General features: G+C 60.0%; 16 protein-coding genes and 1 pseudogene. 11 read left to right on the forward strand and 6 right to left on the reverse strand.

Annotated elements, in window-relative coordinates:
- Positions 1-515 (forward strand): annotated as a pseudogene (locus N5A92_RS05800) (transposase); the annotation flags it as partial.
- 797 nt (positions 516-1,312) lie between these two features.
- The gene (locus N5A92_RS05805; RefSeq protein WP_260901024.1) at positions 1,313-2,218 is read left to right on the forward strand and encodes a DMT family transporter; all 906 of its coding nucleotides are present in this window, start codon (positions 1,313-1,315) and stop codon (positions 2,216-2,218) included.
- 256 nt (positions 2,219-2,474) lie between these two features.
- Here the strand turns inward: N5A92_RS05805 and N5A92_RS05810 are convergent, their stop codons facing one another.
- The 4 genes from N5A92_RS05810 to N5A92_RS05825 all read right to left on the reverse strand — a co-directional run bounded on the left by N5A92_RS05810 (position 2,475) and on the right by N5A92_RS05825 (position 4,950).
- Positions 2,475-2,714 (reverse strand): SDR family oxidoreductase, encoded by a 240-nt coding sequence (locus tag N5A92_RS05810; protein ID WP_260901026.1) that lies wholly within the window; start codon positions 2,712-2,714, stop codon positions 2,475-2,477.
- A 118-nt stretch (positions 2,715-2,832) separates the two neighbouring features.
- Positions 2,833-3,663 carry an alpha/beta fold hydrolase gene (locus N5A92_RS05815; RefSeq protein WP_260901027.1) on the reverse strand — a complete coding sequence of 277 codons (831 nt, stop codon included), beginning with the start codon at positions 3,661-3,663 and terminating at the stop codon, positions 2,833-2,835.
- Between the two features lie 315 nt (positions 3,664-3,978).
- Complete coding sequence (locus N5A92_RS05820) at positions 3,979-4,422, reverse strand: SRPBCC family protein (RefSeq protein ID WP_260901028.1); 444 nt, start codon at positions 4,420-4,422, stop codon at positions 3,979-3,981.
- A 48-nt stretch (positions 4,423-4,470) separates the two neighbouring features.
- Positions 4,471-4,950: a VOC family protein gene (locus tag N5A92_RS05825; RefSeq protein ID WP_260901029.1), complete on the reverse strand. Its 480-nt coding sequence runs from the start codon at positions 4,948-4,950 to the stop codon at positions 4,471-4,473.
- A 961-nt stretch (positions 4,951-5,911) separates the two neighbouring features.
- Here N5A92_RS05825 and N5A92_RS05830 point away from each other — a divergent pair.
- Positions 5,912-6,142: an anthrone oxygenase family protein gene (locus N5A92_RS05830; RefSeq protein WP_260901030.1), complete on the forward strand. Its 231-nt coding sequence runs from the start codon at positions 5,912-5,914 to the stop codon at positions 6,140-6,142.
- A 123-nt stretch (positions 6,143-6,265) separates the two neighbouring features.
- On the opposite strand, the gene pdxR is transcribed toward N5A92_RS05830, so the two are convergent.
- Positions 6,266-7,693: a MocR-like pyridoxine biosynthesis transcription factor PdxR gene (pdxR, locus tag N5A92_RS05835; RefSeq protein WP_260901032.1), complete on the reverse strand. Its 1,428-nt coding sequence runs from the start codon at positions 7,691-7,693 to the stop codon at positions 6,266-6,268.
- A gap of 117 nt (positions 7,694-7,810) precedes the next feature.
- Between pdxR and N5A92_RS05840 the strand changes: the two genes are divergently transcribed.
- The 8 genes from N5A92_RS05840 to N5A92_RS05875 all read left to right on the forward strand — a co-directional run bounded on the left by N5A92_RS05840 (position 7,811) and on the right by N5A92_RS05875 (position 13,275).
- A complete protein-coding gene (locus tag N5A92_RS05840; protein WP_260901033.1) occupies positions 7,811-7,957 on the forward strand; it encodes a hypothetical protein in 147 nt (48 codons plus the stop codon).
- Between the two features lie 28 nt (positions 7,958-7,985).
- On the forward strand, positions 7,986-8,558 hold the full coding sequence (locus tag N5A92_RS05845) for a dihydrofolate reductase family protein (protein ID WP_260901034.1): 573 nt from the start codon (positions 7,986-7,988) through the stop codon (positions 8,556-8,558).
- Between the two features lie 297 nt (positions 8,559-8,855).
- Positions 8,856-9,569, forward strand: a complete 714-nt coding sequence (locus N5A92_RS05850) for an AraC family transcriptional regulator (RefSeq protein WP_260901035.1) — start codon at positions 8,856-8,858, stop codon at positions 9,567-9,569.
- A gap of 115 nt (positions 9,570-9,684) precedes the next feature.
- Positions 9,685-10,116, forward strand: coding sequence for a hypothetical protein (locus tag N5A92_RS05855; RefSeq protein WP_260901036.1), 432 nt, complete (start codon positions 9,685-9,687; stop codon positions 10,114-10,116).
- A gap of 64 nt (positions 10,117-10,180) precedes the next feature.
- The gene (locus N5A92_RS05860; protein ID WP_260901037.1) at positions 10,181-10,564 is read left to right on the forward strand and encodes an antibiotic biosynthesis monooxygenase family protein; all 384 of its coding nucleotides are present in this window, start codon (positions 10,181-10,183) and stop codon (positions 10,562-10,564) included.
- 249 nt (positions 10,565-10,813) lie between these two features.
- Positions 10,814-11,611: an SDR family NAD(P)-dependent oxidoreductase gene (locus N5A92_RS05865; protein ID WP_260901038.1), complete on the forward strand. Its 798-nt coding sequence runs from the start codon at positions 10,814-10,816 to the stop codon at positions 11,609-11,611.
- Between the two features lie 58 nt (positions 11,612-11,669).
- A complete protein-coding gene (locus N5A92_RS05870) occupies positions 11,670-12,536 on the forward strand; it encodes an alpha/beta fold hydrolase (RefSeq protein WP_260901039.1) in 867 nt (288 codons plus the stop codon).
- Positions 12,537-12,561: 25 nt separating this feature from the next.
- Complete coding sequence (locus tag N5A92_RS05875) at positions 12,562-13,275, forward strand: hypothetical protein (protein ID WP_260901040.1); 714 nt, start codon at positions 12,562-12,564, stop codon at positions 13,273-13,275.
- A 992-nt stretch (positions 13,276-14,267) separates the two neighbouring features.
- On the opposite strand, the gene N5A92_RS05880 is transcribed toward N5A92_RS05875, so the two are convergent.
- Positions 14,268-15,293 (reverse strand): fatty acid desaturase, encoded by a 1,026-nt coding sequence (locus N5A92_RS05880; protein WP_260902275.1) that lies wholly within the window; start codon positions 15,291-15,293, stop codon positions 14,268-14,270.
- Positions 15,294-15,392 lie beyond the last annotated feature (99 nt).

A 15,392-nucleotide genomic window follows, 5' to 3' on the forward strand; every position in this document is an offset into this window, starting at 1 on the left:
ATCGCCCCGCACATCCCGGTCATCGACCATTCCGGACGCAAGGATGGGATCTTTGAGCGGGCCGACTTCACCTATGACACTGAGAACGACGCTTATATTGCCCCGGAGGCAAAGAACTCAAACAATACCGGCGTGCGTTTACGAAACCACGATCGGGTGCAAACAAGGACGGCACATTGCGCTACCGCGCCCGCAAGGCCGATTGCGATGCCTGCGCACTGAAGCATAAGTGCTGCCCGAAAGACCCGCAGCGCAAGGTTGCAAGGTCGATGTACGAACCTTCGCGCGACGTGGCGCGCGCCATCGCACAGACCCCACAATACGCAATCTCCTGCAAGCTGCGCAAAAAGGTGGAGATGCTGTTTGCCCACCTCAAACGAATTCTGAAACTCGACCGGCTCCGACTGCGCGGACCAACCGGTGCCCGCGATGAATTCCACCTCGCCGCAACCGCTCAGAACCTGCGGAAACTCGCAACGCTCATCCCGGCCCCACAGATCATCCGGGCAGCATGAAAAGGAGTTCGGGCATCCGATCTCCGACACATCTTCAGAGCAGAGGAAACTTCGAGTTTTTCAACGGAATAGGCTCAATTGAGCCATTCGTGTTTGACGTGGACGACCGCAGAGGGTCGTCAGCTGAACGGCCGCTTTCTGCTATCTTCGGCCCGAGAGCGGACGGTCGGCTAACGGCTACGGTTGCGGTCGTTCTATCACTCCCGCCGGTTCCTGGCGCAACTTGGCCCTTGGTCTTTGAGATCAGAATGCCCACGTGGTATTGCGGATAGCACGCGCGTATTCTTTTTTATGGCGTTCGCTGGGTCGGCAAGGCAGGGAACCGAAATGAGACAAGACGGGCTCCCGAACGAACCTTCGAGCGCAAACCTGGACTACATTGGCCCATCATGCCGCCGCCTGGAAAAGGCCCTGCTGATATCGACGGTTGCGTGCCCCCTGTACCTTTTCATGTCGACGCGCCGGTGTGAGTTGTAGACTGGCGCGCCCGGGCCTTCCCGTCGGGAGCAACCCAAAGCCCCCTGTGCCGTGAGCACCTGTCGCGGACTGGTGCCCCGGCGGGACGGCCGCGACAGATGTCCGGTGGGAGGTTGCGCCGTCATCGGATGATGCCGCTTCGGTCCGGCCGCCGCGACCGCCATCAGTGACTGCATGGCCTGCACCGCTTCCGACATGGGGCAAAGCTATCCCGTGTTCGCAAGGCCGTCAGCATCTCATACTTCGGCCAATGCCGAAACATCTGCCGCCACGCCGGCGGTAGACGAATTCAGCGGTTCGATTTTGAACGTGGGCAGGACATGGCAACGGACAAGCTGAATCTGACGAAAGAACTAGCGCTGCTACTGGCGCTTTCTACGCTGTGGGGTGCCTCCTACAGCTTCATCAAGATCGGGGTCGAAACCATCCCGCCCGTTTCGCTGATCGCGGCCCGAACCTTCATCGCCGGACTGATCCTGGTCGCTGTCATTCGCTGGCGGGGCCTGAGCTTGCCGAAGGACGCAGCCACCTGGCGGCGGTTTCTGTTTCAGGCGTGCCTCAACAGTGTCATCCCCTTCACGTTTATTGCATGGGCGCAACAGACCACCGACGCCGCGTTGGCGACAATACTAAACTCCACGTCGCCTATATTCGCCTTCCTGCTGACGGTGCTTGTAACACGCCACGAAGCCGTGACGGGCGGTAAGCTGTTCGGGGTAGGGGTTGGCATTGTCGGCATTTGCCTGATCGTCGGCGTTCAGGCTCTTAGCGGCCTGGGGCGAGAGCTGTGGGCGCAGCTTGCCATCGTCGGAGCCACGATCTGCTATGCCGGCGCCGCGATCTTCGGCAAGAACTTCAAGGGGCTCAATCCCATCATGCCGGCGGCTGGGTCAATGATCTGCGGGGCGGCCGTCCTCATTCCCGCCGGCCTGATCACTGAACGTCCTTGGACCTTGGCTCCGTCTTCGGAATCGATCATGGCCTTGCTGACGCTTTCGGTCTTCTCCACCGCGCTCGCCTTCGTGATCTATTTCCAACTTGTCCAGACACTCGGCTCGGTCGGCACGACAGCACAAGCCTATCTGCGTATGCCTATCGGAGTAGCGATCGGTATCTTCTTCCTCGGGGAAAGCCTGTCCTCGACAGGGTTGATCGGGCTGGTGTGCGTCATTGCTGGCGTGGCTGCAATGACCGTCCCCGCCCGTAAGCCTGCCCCCGCGGGTTGACCATGTGGGCGCGCATTGCCCGGTTTGTGCATCTGGGCCTGTGCGTGTGGCCGGAACAACGCCGGCAGCGCGCCCAATAGCGAGAACTGGAACCGGACAAGCTGCTCGACATAGGTATCAGGCCAACCGACGCCATGCGCGAAAGCCGAAAACCCTTCTGGCGTCGAAAGCCAAAAAACTCTCCCGCAACCGGCGTCACCTGTTGCGATGCACTCAGGTTTACCCCTCCAAGTTCGCAGGCTGCATCGAGATCAGATCACTGAGCGGTGTAACCTCCGTCCAACGGATAGAAAGCACCCGTGCAGAACTGCGCCCTGTCTGAGAGCAGGAATGCCGTCAGATCGGCCACTTCCGCAGGTTCCGCCAGCCGTCCCAGCGGATGTTGCTCTGCCAGTCCGGCCAGCGCTTCCTCGCCCATTTCCTTCATGCGCGGCGTCGCCACATACCCGGGGCCGATGGCATTTACGCCTGAGCGGTGCGGATGTGCGCCGACCATTTCCGGAAGATCATGCCTTTGTCTCCTGTCGGATCGCCGCCCGGCGCCGTACGCCGGCTCAGCCGTTCCACTTCATCCCCATGTTGAGACGGCGCCCGCTAGGCGCTCTCCTCGTTCGTCAGTCATCGGAACCGCGTGATAGAAATGCCTTCAGCCGCTCCAGAACGAGACGCGGTGCTTCGAGCTGAGGCAGGTGACCGACGCCGGGCAGCGTTTCGAAGGATGCCTGTGGGATCAGCGCGTGGAGCGCCTTGCCTCGCTCCAGCGGAATCCATGGATCATTCTCGCCCCAGATGATCTCTACCGGGCACCGGATCTTCCCGAACATCGGCTCGACTTCGGCGGTGTACTTCTCGTCGGCTTGCGCGAATTGCCGATAGAAACTTGCTTGTCCCTCCTCGGAAAGCCACGGCTCGACGAGCCTTTCGAATTCCGCGGGGTCGATGTCGTTTACGATCGCCCCCTGGATATATGCCTCCACGACCGCTCTGTGGATATGCGGCGGCAGGCCCAGAAAGGCATCCACATGGCGACCGACGTGATCGAAGAACTCCGATCCCCAGGGCCGCATTGCGACGACGTTTATCAGGACATAGCGGTCGAAGTCGCAGCGATGCAACAAATGCGCCCGCAGCGTCGTCGCTCCACCCATGTCATGGGCAACGACCAACGGCCGCTCGAGGTCCCAATGCGCAAGCATCTCCGCGAAAACCTTTCCCTGCACGTCGAGCGACGTGCGCTGCTCGGCGCCTTTGTCGGATTGCCCGTATCCGGGCATATCGTACCAATGGACCCGATACCGGCTCGCAAGGTCGGGAATGACACGGTGCCATGAGAACGAAGACCACGGCCAGCCGTGAGCCAGCACGAGTGCATGCCCGTTACCGACTCGACCCGCTGCCACCATGCCAGCAGACGTTTGCACGTTCTCATCGAGTTTCCACGACAACCAATATCCTCCATCGACTTTCGAACAGAGCGCAGCACATATGGCTTGTTTCGCAACCCTATGGTTCAGAGACCTCAAATTTCCAACGCCACCGCCCTCAGGCGGAATACAGCTCAGTGCACCATCCCTCTCGTGCATCCGCCAGATTTAATCGCCATATCAGTCATATCGATCAGCTACCGCCGTGATGCGCTTCGTCAGTTAGAGCGGCAGGTGGTCCGTGATGTGGCCCACAGCAACGGGATTGCCGCTCTGACGGCTCGACGGCAAAGACGCCGATGACGTGGAATGATTGGATGAGATTTCGCCGTCAGTTCATTGGGTGATTTCGGGCTCGACGAGTTTAGCAAGCTTGCGCAGCGACTCCTGCCAACCGAGATAACATGCTTCGACGGGGATCAGATCGGGCACGTTCTCCTGAACCACAGTCATCTCCGTTCCGACTGAAACGGTCCTCAGCGTGACGGTCACTTTCATCTCGCCTGGAAGGTTAGGATCATCGAACACATCGCTGTAGACGAGCATCTCGCCGGGCACGAGTTTCAGATAAGTGCCGCCGAAGGAATGGCTTTGCCCGGTCGTGAAGTTCCGGAAGGACATTCTGTGCTTGCCGCCCTCCTTCGCCTCAAGTTCATGGACCGTACAGGTGAAGCCGAAGGGCGGGAGCCAGCTCGCAACCGCGTCAGGTTCCAGGAATGCGCGGTAGACCTTTTCGGGCTTGGCGGCGAAAACTCGGTGCAACTTAACGGTGTTGGACATGACCATCTCCATTCATTGATCTAACCACGACATCGTTGCCTTGGGCGTTTAGCCTGCTGCTGCGGCTTCCAGCGCCGCGATGTCGATTTTCTTCATCGTCATCATCGCCTCCATCGCGCGCTTTGCCTTGGTGCGGTCGGGACTGGTCGTCAGCTCCATCAGCCGCTTCGGCGTGATCTGCCACGAGAAACCCCAGCGGTCCCGACACCAGCCGCAGGCGCTCTCCGCGCCGCCGTTTTCGACGATCGCGTTCCAGTAGCGGTCGGTCTCTTCCTGATCTTCGGTCAGCACCATGAAGCTGACGGATTCGTTCGCCTTGAAATTCGGGCCGCCGTTCAGGCCCAGGAACGGCTGGCCGAGCACGGTGAACTCGACCGTCAGCTCGTTGCCTTCCCGACCGCCGGGATAGTCGGATGCGGCCGCATTCACCCGGTCCATATGGCTATCGGGAAAGGTGGCGGCGTAGAATGCGGCCGCCTTGCTTGCTTCGCCGTGGTCGAACCACAGGCAGGTCACGAGTTTGGTCATGTCTCATCTCCTCGGTTCTTGTATTTGTTCGTGCCGGCGCTTGCGGGACCTTAGTCAAATCAGTGCTGCGCGCCTCGCCGGCCAGGAAGCGACCGGTGAATCGATCATCAGATCGGCTTGCCAATGCCGACCATTGCGTGCTCGAGCGTCGACCCGTCTGCGTCGCCGGGCGACTGAATCACACCGACGAATGAGATATTTGCGATGCCCCTTTCTCATGGCTCTTTCACCGGTATTCATTGGCTCAGCATCTCGAGGACGAACGAGCGGCGCGTCTCCCGACAACCGACCGACATTTTTTGCCGTGTGATTTCGTGATCCGAACCCATCATCCGTCTCGCCGGACCGCGGATATTGGAGCTGCATCGCAACGACGTGGGTCGTGCGCTCGCATGGAATGGAACTGTTCTGAGCATTCGACCTTCCGGCAACCTTCCGCCGCTCGCGAAAGTATGGGCGCCATAGGACTGGTTGAAGAGCCAATGCTCAAATACTGTGATAGACCAATTTCCCAAGCGCGACGGATTTGACGGTGTTCCACGTCAGCCTTATCGGCCGGAGGGCAATTCTCGACGGGCGCAACGAACACCCTGGCAGACGGCGTGGCCGACGCGTTCGGTAACCACCGCGCGATCTTTCCGACTATGCGCGGAGCACCGCCGCCGGTCTTGGAACGGAGAAGGGTATGGGCAAAGTCATGTCCGCAGCAATTCTGGTCGCGACCCTCGGCTCGGGCTTACTCGGCGGATACATCAACGCCTTCCCGACGTAGCGAGCGGTCTGGAACGGGTTCCGGACGCGATGGGGATCACCACCATGCAGGCGATGATTGATGTCGTGTTGAAGAACGCCCTTTTCTTCCCCGTATTTTTTGGGAATGCCGATTCTGTCTCTGATCCTCGCTATCGTCGCGTTGAGAGAGATCGGCCGGCCGGGCTCGTGAGCAATCCTCATTGGTAGCGTGCTGATCGTGGTCGGGGTAATCGGCGTCACCGTCGGCATTCACGTGCCGCTCAATGATGCGCTGGTCGGGATGAATCCGGCGAGCGCAGCAGCGGCCGACGTCTGGCGGACGTTTCTGGATCGCTGGTTGCTCTGGAATCACGTGCGCGCGATCTCGGGCATTGCCGCGGCCGCGGCGTTCCTGTTGGCGCTTATCGCGCGGGTCGCGGCCAGCTCGTCATCGACGTAGCCACCATTTGAAGCGCCTATGGCAGGATTCGCGGCCGCCGCACTAGCCCGTCGGTGTTGTCGCCGGAGGTGGTGAACGCCAGACGGTGTTAGTAACGCCGTCCCGTCCTGACTTCGGCCCTGTTCAATGATTGAAACAGGCCCGCAGCCGCCGCAACCCTTCGCCGATATCTGAAGCGGGGATGGCGCCGTATCCGAGCACGATCCCTGGCCGCGCCGTTTCACCCACAGCGAAAGCCGCTAATCGATGGACGGTGACGCCAGCATCGGCGGCGCGTTCCCATACACCGGTAATCTGCTCAACCGTTGCATTTCGGGCTATAGCCGTGAGGTGTAGACCCAAGGTCGATGGAATGAGTTCGAGGTGGTCGGCGAAATCCCGTCTGATCGCATCGGCGATCATCTCGCGCCGCTCGCGGTAGATTCCGCCCACCCTGCGGACATGACGTGCAAAGCCCCCGTCATCGATGAAACGCGCGAGAGCCGCTTGTTCAAGTGTCGAGGTATGCCAATCGCTGACGTACTTCGCCTTCTGCACCGCCATCCGAAGCGAAGGCGGTGTCACCAGAAAGCCCAACCGGAGCGTCGGCAGCATCGTCTTTGAAAAGGAGCCGACATAGATAACCCGACCGGTGGTGTCGAGCGTCTGCAATGGCTCAAGAGGACGCCCCTCGAAGCGGAATTCGCCGTCGTAGTCGTCTTCGATGACGGCGGCGCCGTTCCGATCGGCCCAAGCGAGCAGCGCCTGCCGGCGTGCCAGCGTCATCGTCACCGCAAGCGGGTACTGGTGGGAGGGGGTCACATAGACCACCCGAACGCCACGCGGCAGGGCATCGACGACCAGCCCGTCGCGATCCACCGGCACACCGACCACTCGGATACCCAGCGATTCGAATGATCGTCTCGGTGGTTCGTAGCATGGATCTTCGACCGCAATCCGGTCACCCGGTTCCAGCAGGACACGTGCTAGGATGTCGAGCGCCTGCTGCGTGCCGTTTGTGACGATGATGTCATCCATCGACGCCTCGACGCCGCGGGAATTGCCGATGTGGCGCGCGATCGCCGCCCTGAGATCGCCATGCCCGGCGGGGTGCTCGTATGTGATTTTTGATGCCAGTTCGTTCGAACGCAGCACCCGAGCGACCAGCCGCCGCCACGTCCTGTGGGGGAAGAGCGTAGCGTCGGGAAGTCCCGTACGAAAATCGAACTGGGCCGGCCTCTCGAATGCGGTGGGAAGTGGGATGGACTGCCAGACCGGGCGGGGTTGAATCGCGCCATCGGAGCGTTGGTGTGCCGCCTCGCGCCCCTGTCGTGCAGCCCACTCGCTGACGAATGTCCCTGCTCCTTGCAGGGAAACGACGAAGCCCTCTCCAGCGAGCCGCTCGTAGGCCACGGTCACAGTGGCCCGCGACACGGCCAGCGTCCGGGCAAGTTCACGGCTAGGAGGCAGGCGATCTTCGGGCCGAAGCCGCCCGTCGAGAATCGCCTTCCGGATCTGGCGGTAGATTTCTCCACTGAGATCCTTCCGGCCGACAAGACTGACGTGGAACACCGTTAAATCCGTTGCGTTCGAAAAATTGGTCTATCATAGTATTTAAGAATTGGCTCTTCAACCAGTCCTATGGTGCCCATAACTTTCGCGAGCGGCGGAGGGTTGCCGGGAGGTCGAATGCTCAAAGTGTTCCATTCCATTCTCATCGACGTTTTTGCCGTCGAGCCGTCAGACCAGCCATTGCCTTTGCGCGGGACCGGGTTACCCGGAGGCCGGGAAGGGATGAGCGCGGTTGGCGCCTGTCTCGCCGAGCAAGAGACCTGAGATCCGGCGCTCGATAGGAGGAGAACGAATGTCACGCAAACTGGTTGTGAGCGTCTACAGCTCTCTCGACGGCGTCGTTCAGGACCCAGTCGGAATGGAGAATTCCGGCCTGGGTAACTGGGTTGGTCCCTTCAGCCGTGGCCCCGAGGGTGACGACATCATGCATGAGGAGCTCTGGGCGGCCGACATCGTGTTGCTCGGCCGGACCACATACGAGGGTTTCGCCCCGGTTTGGCCGACCATCGACGATCCGGCGGGTTTCGCGCGAAAGCTGAACGCGATGCGCAAATACGTCGCTTCGAACACGCTCAAGGAAGCGACCTGGACGAATACCTCTATTCTCTCCGGTGATGTGGCCGCAGCCGTACGTGAACTCAAGGCCGAGGGCGGCGGCGACATCGTCGTCTATGGCAGCGCCGGACTCGTTCACTCGCTGCTGCCGCACGGCCTCGTCGACAAGGTGCATATGCTGATCTACCCGACCGTTCTCGGACGGGGCACCCGCCTCTTCCCGGCGAACTACGCTGCGACCTTCGATTTGGGTGGCCTCAAGCAACTCGGCTCTGGAATCGTCCATGCGGAATATCTCCTGCGCGCCTAAGAGCCGAGATTGGATGCCTGACACCGCATGGCCATCGCGTCAGCTCCGCCGGTTCGGATTGCCGATTTCGCAGGAAGGGCGCATCGAACGGCGGGCGGTTGCTTCGATGCAAGTCAATGATCAAAGCAGGCCCGGAGCTGCGGTAAGTCTTCGCCAACGTCACCGGCCGGACGCTATCTGTCCGTTCCGCGGCTCGCTCCGGACATTCCGGCCGTCGGCTTTGGCGATCTTTTGAAGGCGATTGCCGTGTCGTGTCGCTCGGTCGATCATCCTGTCGGTACCAATAGGATGCGATCAATGACCAGGATTTACGGGTCTGCTGAGATGCAACGAGCAGAAAAGCTGTTCGATATTGAAGAGCGGGCCGCCGATTCACCTTTCGTCGACAAGATCTGGCGTGCACGCAGCGTCCCCTCCCCGGCGTTCATCTCGGTGGCTGCAAGTCACTGGGAGATCGTGATCTGGCGGCAGGCGGGGAACACGCATGTCACGATGCGAGGTCCGGAGACAAGGGCGACGGAAATGCCGATCCCCGCGGACGCGGAGTTCTTCGGGGTCCAGTTCAAGTTGGCTGCGTTCATGCCCGGTCTGCTTGTTTCGAGACTCGTCGATCGCGACTTGACGTTGCCTTCATCTGCTGGAGACACCTTCCGCCTCGGCGGCTTGGCCTGGGAGATCCCCGGCTACGAAAACGTCGAGATTTTTCTGGGAAGGCTCGCGCGGGAGGGTTTGCTTGCCTTCGATCCCATCGTCGAGGAGATCGTGGAGGACAGGGCGACGGACCTGTCCCAGCGCTCGAAGGAACGCCGGGTTCGAAGGGCAACGGGTCTGACACTTGGCACGATCAGGCAAATCGATCGGGCGTACAAAGCCACGGCGTTGCTGGATGCGGGGGTAGCCATTTCGGACGTCGTCATCGAGGCCGGCTACGCCGACCAGGCACACCTCACGCGATCCCTGAAACGCTTCATGGGGCAAATGCCGGGCCGGATCTGGCGGAGTGCTCCCTAAGCTGTTGTCGCTTTTGTTCAATACAACAAACATGGCGGCGATTATTTTTCTGGGTCTGATCTACAGCCCCCATTATCTTGAGATCCTGGGAGATCGCGAACGGGAGTGAGTTGGATTGACCAGATCAGTTGCCAACAAGATGGGCATCAGGGCAGGAACTAGGAGCCTGCTTGTCGATGCGCCGCAAGAAGCGGTTGATGCAATGCAGCTTCCGCAAATCGATCTGAAAAAGTCGCGGCATGGCACGTTCGGCTACATCCACATGTTCGTGACGAAGCAGGCCGATATGGAACGCCGTTTCCTCGAGTTGGCCCGTCACTTGGATAAAGGCGGCATGCTTTGGGTGTCGTGGCCGAAGGGCCGGGCCATGGGCGCAGACCTGACGCTACGTGACGTGATCCGCATCGGCTACGAAAACGGCCTGGTTGAGAGCACCACGGTAGGGATCGACGATACGTGGTCGGCAATCAGGTTCACCCACCCCAAGCCGGGGAAAGATTACCGGAACAGCTATGGCAAGTTACCTCACCGATCCGGTGCCGGATAGAAATCGGGCAGCGTTCGGTTCTTGGTCCTGCAGGAGTATTCGCTCCACTTCGAGGAGGATGACAATGAACGATGAGTTGAAAAGGCCGAGGATCGCCCGCATCTGGCGAGGCCGGACGAGGCGGGAGAGGGCCGACGAATATGAAGCGTACAGCTACGAAGCTGGTATCAAGCCTCTCATAGACAATGCGATCGGCGTGCAGGTTCTCCGGGAGGATAAAGGAGAGGAAACTGAGTTTGTTGTGATCTCATATTGGGAAAGCATTGAGGCGATGTCCCGTTTCGCTGGCGACGACCCGACCGGTATCCGCCACTTAGAGCGCGATCCCGAGTTCCTAATCGATCTGCCACAACATGTGCAGACCTTGAGGATCATCGTTTCGCATGGCGATACAGGTGGCGGTGATGGCATGCTCGATCGATGCTTCCAATCTGTCACCTCAGGTTGAGTTTGGCCGCCTCGTATAGGTGGGTTCGCGTCGGCTCCCCATCGCGATTCGAAAATGCGACCTTCGAGCGGCCTCAAGCCACTCCGTTCCGGAATCCTCCACGCGGGATCCCTCCTACAGGCGGCCCGCGAGTCGACGACACCGCACGGCCATCCGCTGCCTCCAGTATTTTGATCTGAGTTCGGCGGAGATGGTCCGGATGTCAGCCCCGCGTCGAGCCGCCTGCGTCCCAACGAAAGGAGTTCACGAATGTTGGGCCTCAAGTCGAAGCGCATTCTCGTGACCGGAGCTGGCCAGGGTATAGGATTGGCGGTCGCAGACCGCTTCCTTTCCGAAGGCAGTTCAGTGGCACTGGTCGATCGCATGCCGTCCGCCGAACTGGAGGCCGTCGCTCGCGAACTCACAACGAAGCACGCCTCTAGCGCTGAGCGGCTCATATGGCTGCACGCCGACATGTCGGATGAGGCAGCAATCGAGGATACCATCGCCCGCGTCGCACACCACTTCAGTGGCCTCGACGTGCTCATCAATAACGCCGCCATCAATCATGCCTGCGCTTCCCACGAATTTCCGTCGGCGGCGCTGGACGCGGTGCTCGGCGTCAACCTCCGAGGCGTCTTCCTGTGCAGTCGTGCCGCGCTCAAAATCTTCCTCGCGCAGCCAGACGGAGGATTGATCATCAACACCTCGAGCAATCACGAAGAGATGCCAAAGCCAGGATACATCGCCTATGGCATCAGCAAGGCTGGCCTCCGGGGGCTTACCCGCACGCTTGCTCTGGAATATGCAGGCCGCAACATCCGGGTGAACGCGGTCGCGCCGGGAGCCGTCGTCACACCGCTCAACGCGGCCTGGGCGGGTGATCCCGTCAAGACTGCCAATATCTCCAAGCATATTCCCCTGATGCGGCCCGCCGTCCCCGAGGAGATTGCTGGCGCCTTCGCGTTTCTCGCATCCGACGACGCCCGCTACATTACCGGGGCAACGCTCTACGTCGACGGCGGTCTCACGCTCTACCCGGAGCTGCGCGAGGACTGGTCCATTTGAGCCGCATGGCGCTGGCCAGCGCATCCCCAATCCCTATGAACATGAGAGGAGAAAACCGATGTTCCGCGCTATCGTCATGGCTACGGCCTTGCTTATCGGCACCCACGCCTTCGCCCAATCCGAGCCAACGGGTGCTCGCGTCGAGGTCAACGGCATGCAGATGTACTACGAAGTCTCCGGCAAGGGCGATCCGCTCATCGTGCTGCACGCCGCCCACACGAACATTCTTTCCATGGGAGAGATCATCCCGAAGCTTGCCGAGATGCACAAGGTTTATGCCTTGGAATTCCAGGGTCATGGTCGCACGACCGACATCAATCGCCCCATTACCTACCAGAACCTAGCAGATGACGTGGCCGCGTTCATGGACGCCGTAGGCCTCGAGAAGGCCGACGTGTTCGGCTATTCGATGGGTGGTGTTGCCGGACTGCAACTTGCTATCCGGCACCCCGAGAAGGTGAACAAGCTTGCCGCCGCTTCCATTGCTTACGACTCCGAGGCTTGGCAGCCTGTGTTCCAAGATCTCAAGCAGCAGATGACGGTAGAGATGTTCACAGCCATGCCGTTTGCCGACGACTACAGGAAGCTCGCCCCCAATCCCGATGGCTTCCCCGCATTGGTCGAGAAGTTGATCGCGCTCGAGCATGAGCCGATGGCCTGGGAAGAGGACGTCAAGGCGCTCGAAACTCCGGTGCTTATCATCACCGGCGATGCCGACATCGCCACGCTGGAGCACTCGGTCTCGCTATTCCGTCACCTTGGCGGCGGCGTCATGGGTGACATGGGGCAGCCGCTGCCGGCCTCGCGCCTTGCCGTTCTTCCAGCGACTTCGCACACAGCAGTAATATCACAAGTGGATCTCCTGCACGGCGTCATCGAGCCCTTCCTGAAAGGTGAAACGCCGAAGAGTGCGTTTTTCGAGTGATGCGTCCTTTCGAGGGGGCTTGGAGATGCCGCCGCGGACAGTGCTGGATGGAAATGAGTGCTACCGCCGGAAGGCCTTTGGCTGCCATCAGTTGGCAAGACGCGCGCGGTTCTACGCCGCGCATTGGCATTCTGGAGAGTTGGAACAGTGGACGCATGCAAAAAGCGTCTCCACCAATCTTACGGCGGCCTCTCGCTCAAGGTGTATTCCACAACGCGGGCGTCAACAAATCGAAGGTGCAGTTATGGTCAGCATACTGACGGTCAATCTGGTGCTCAGCACTTTTCTTTTTTGGCTGATCGCCCGGATCTACCTGATGCCGAGATTATCTCCTATCACAGCAAAGGCGATCGTCGTTCCGATACTCCTTTTACACATGTCTCGGCACCTCGGCCTTATGTTTCTTTCGCCCGGCGCCACCTATCCGGGTCTGTCTCAACAGTTCACCTACCCGGCAGCTCTTGGCGATTTCATCGCTGCCGTTCTGGCCGCAATCTCGTTGCTCCTGATCCTCAAGCGCTTGCCGGGGCAACGCGGCATGGTCTGGATTTTCAGTTTGTGGGGAGCTGCCGATCTAGCCGTCGCGATCACACTCGCCACTGCTTACAATGCGGAGCCCTTCATGGGCGCAGCCTATTGGATTCCGGCGTTCTGGGTGCCCGCATTACTTGTCACCCATTACATCGCTTTCGTCATCCTCGTGAAACATTGGAGGCCCGAGCAAGGCGCTATAGTTTGAAGCGAACGCCGGGTGTGGGCGGCTGAAGGCCACCCATCCTGCCGCAACGCCGACAATCTGCCGAATGCAGCACTTCGCCTAATCGTTGGCAGCGTGGGTTCGGGAACGCTCTGATCTCGCGCCCACGGCAAACGACTAAAATGCCTTGTATTGCTGACGTCTCCGGTCGACAAGTGGAATGTCTCAGTAGGGTCGGCTTGAGCCGTTCATTCCGCGCCGGTTCAATGACCGGCAACTGGCGCTACTTTGACGCCTGCTCCCTCTCTTGGAATACTCGTCATGTCGAGCCTATAGTCTTTTCATGTCTTCACAACAGCTCGGCGACACTGGCACCGGAGAGGACTGGGCGCGCGCCTTGGAATGAGCAATCTAGAGCAAACTTGGACTATGTTGGCCCATCATGCTTAATCCAAATTGGCAAGCGGTTATCCAAGATAGGCCATTTCACCCGTCATTCGCATCATCGAAATTCAGTGGCTTAGCTTGCAGGTTCAAATCACCTCGCAACCAATATTAACGCGGGTGACCTTCGTGGGGATGACTGTTTTTTTACCTGCCGATCAGGGCCAAGCCGGCTCACGCGCCCGCGCAGGTATTGTCTCGGTTGCAACTTGATCCGGTCATTTCATCTGCGACGGATGGAACTAGAGAGAGCGCACCACAGCCGGGTTGAGTTCCCCGCTTGTGGGACCAGAGGGGCAGACGCCACCGTCCATGTTCGGCGGTGTCTGCGTGAGAAGTGTTGTTATCTACATGATAAACGGTAATACCAGCAAAATCCCGGCACGCGGGTGCAGCATTGCTTCGATCGGGCGTAGGATTGACCATTGCTGTCGCGGATTTCTGCGCTTTCTTGCCCGTCGCTGAATGCAAAGCCGAGCGCCTCACTTGCCCGGGGGGTGCCGGTCTTACGATAAACGACTTTGACCTACAGAAATCACGCCGATATTCGTCCATATGCGCTTTCGATTGCAGCGAGTGCCGGGACTCGGCTAAGCAAATTTGCGCGCCTCCGCGAAGGAGATCAGGCGGCGGTTCTCCTCGTCCCAAAGTACGAGCCGCACGGCCTTGAGGCTTTGAAGCAGGGTGAGGCGGCCGACACTCCGAAGCTCGGGACGGTCCCGCAGCGCCTCCGGCAGGCGATAGTACGGAATCCGGCTCGACAGATGATGCACGTGATGCACCCCGATATTGGCGGTGAACCAGCGCAGAACGTCCGGCGGATCATAGTGCGAACTGCCGTGCAACGCCGCCTCGTGGAAGCTCCAGCCCTCTTCGTGCTCCCAGAACGTATCCTCGAACTGATGCTGGACATAAAACAGCCAGACACCGATCGAAGCAGCGAGAAGCGTGATCGGCATCTGCACGAGCAGGAACGGACCTACGCCGACCAGCCAGATGATCGCGGCGACCAGGATCGCGATTGCCGCGTTCGTCGCCATCGCACTTGCCCAGGGGCCCCAACCGTTGCGCATCAGCCCCATCGGCAACCGGTGGCGCAGGATGAACAGATAGGCCGGCCCCAGGCCAAACATTACGGTCGGGTGCCGGTACAGGCGGTAAAGGAGCTGGCGCCATGGCGTCCGCGCCCGAAACTCATCAACGGTAAGCGTGTCGATATCGCCGATGCCGCGACGGTCGAGATTGCCCGAGCTCGCATGGTGGAGTGCGTGGGCTCGCCGCCAATAGTCGTAAGGCGTCAGCGTCACAACGCCGATAGCGCGCCCGACCCAATCATTCGTGAAACGATGACGGAAGAATGAACCGTGGCCGCAATCATGCTGGATCAGGAAGAGACGAACGAGAAAACCTGCCGCCGGAACGGCGAAAGCCAAACCGATCCAGTAACCAGCGTCCAATGCAGCCCAGATCAAAACCCACAGCAGCACGAACGGCACGGCCGTGATTACCAGCTCGAACACGCTGCGCGCGCTGCTCGGCTCCCGGTATGGGGCAAGATCTCGTATCAATGCGCGAGAATCGGGGGTGATGTTGGCGTTCGAATGTCGTTCAGGCATGCGCAACCTCTCGATCAGGCTCGGCACGCAGATCATGGTTCGGGCCAAAACGGGACCGTATGCCGAGGCCGTGGAGTGTGATGTTGCAACCGTTCCGTC

Source organism: Chelativorans salis (assembly GCF_025336525.1).
In the GTDB taxonomy this organism is placed as follows: Bacteria; Pseudomonadota; Alphaproteobacteria; order Rhizobiales; family Rhizobiaceae; genus Chelativorans; species Chelativorans salis.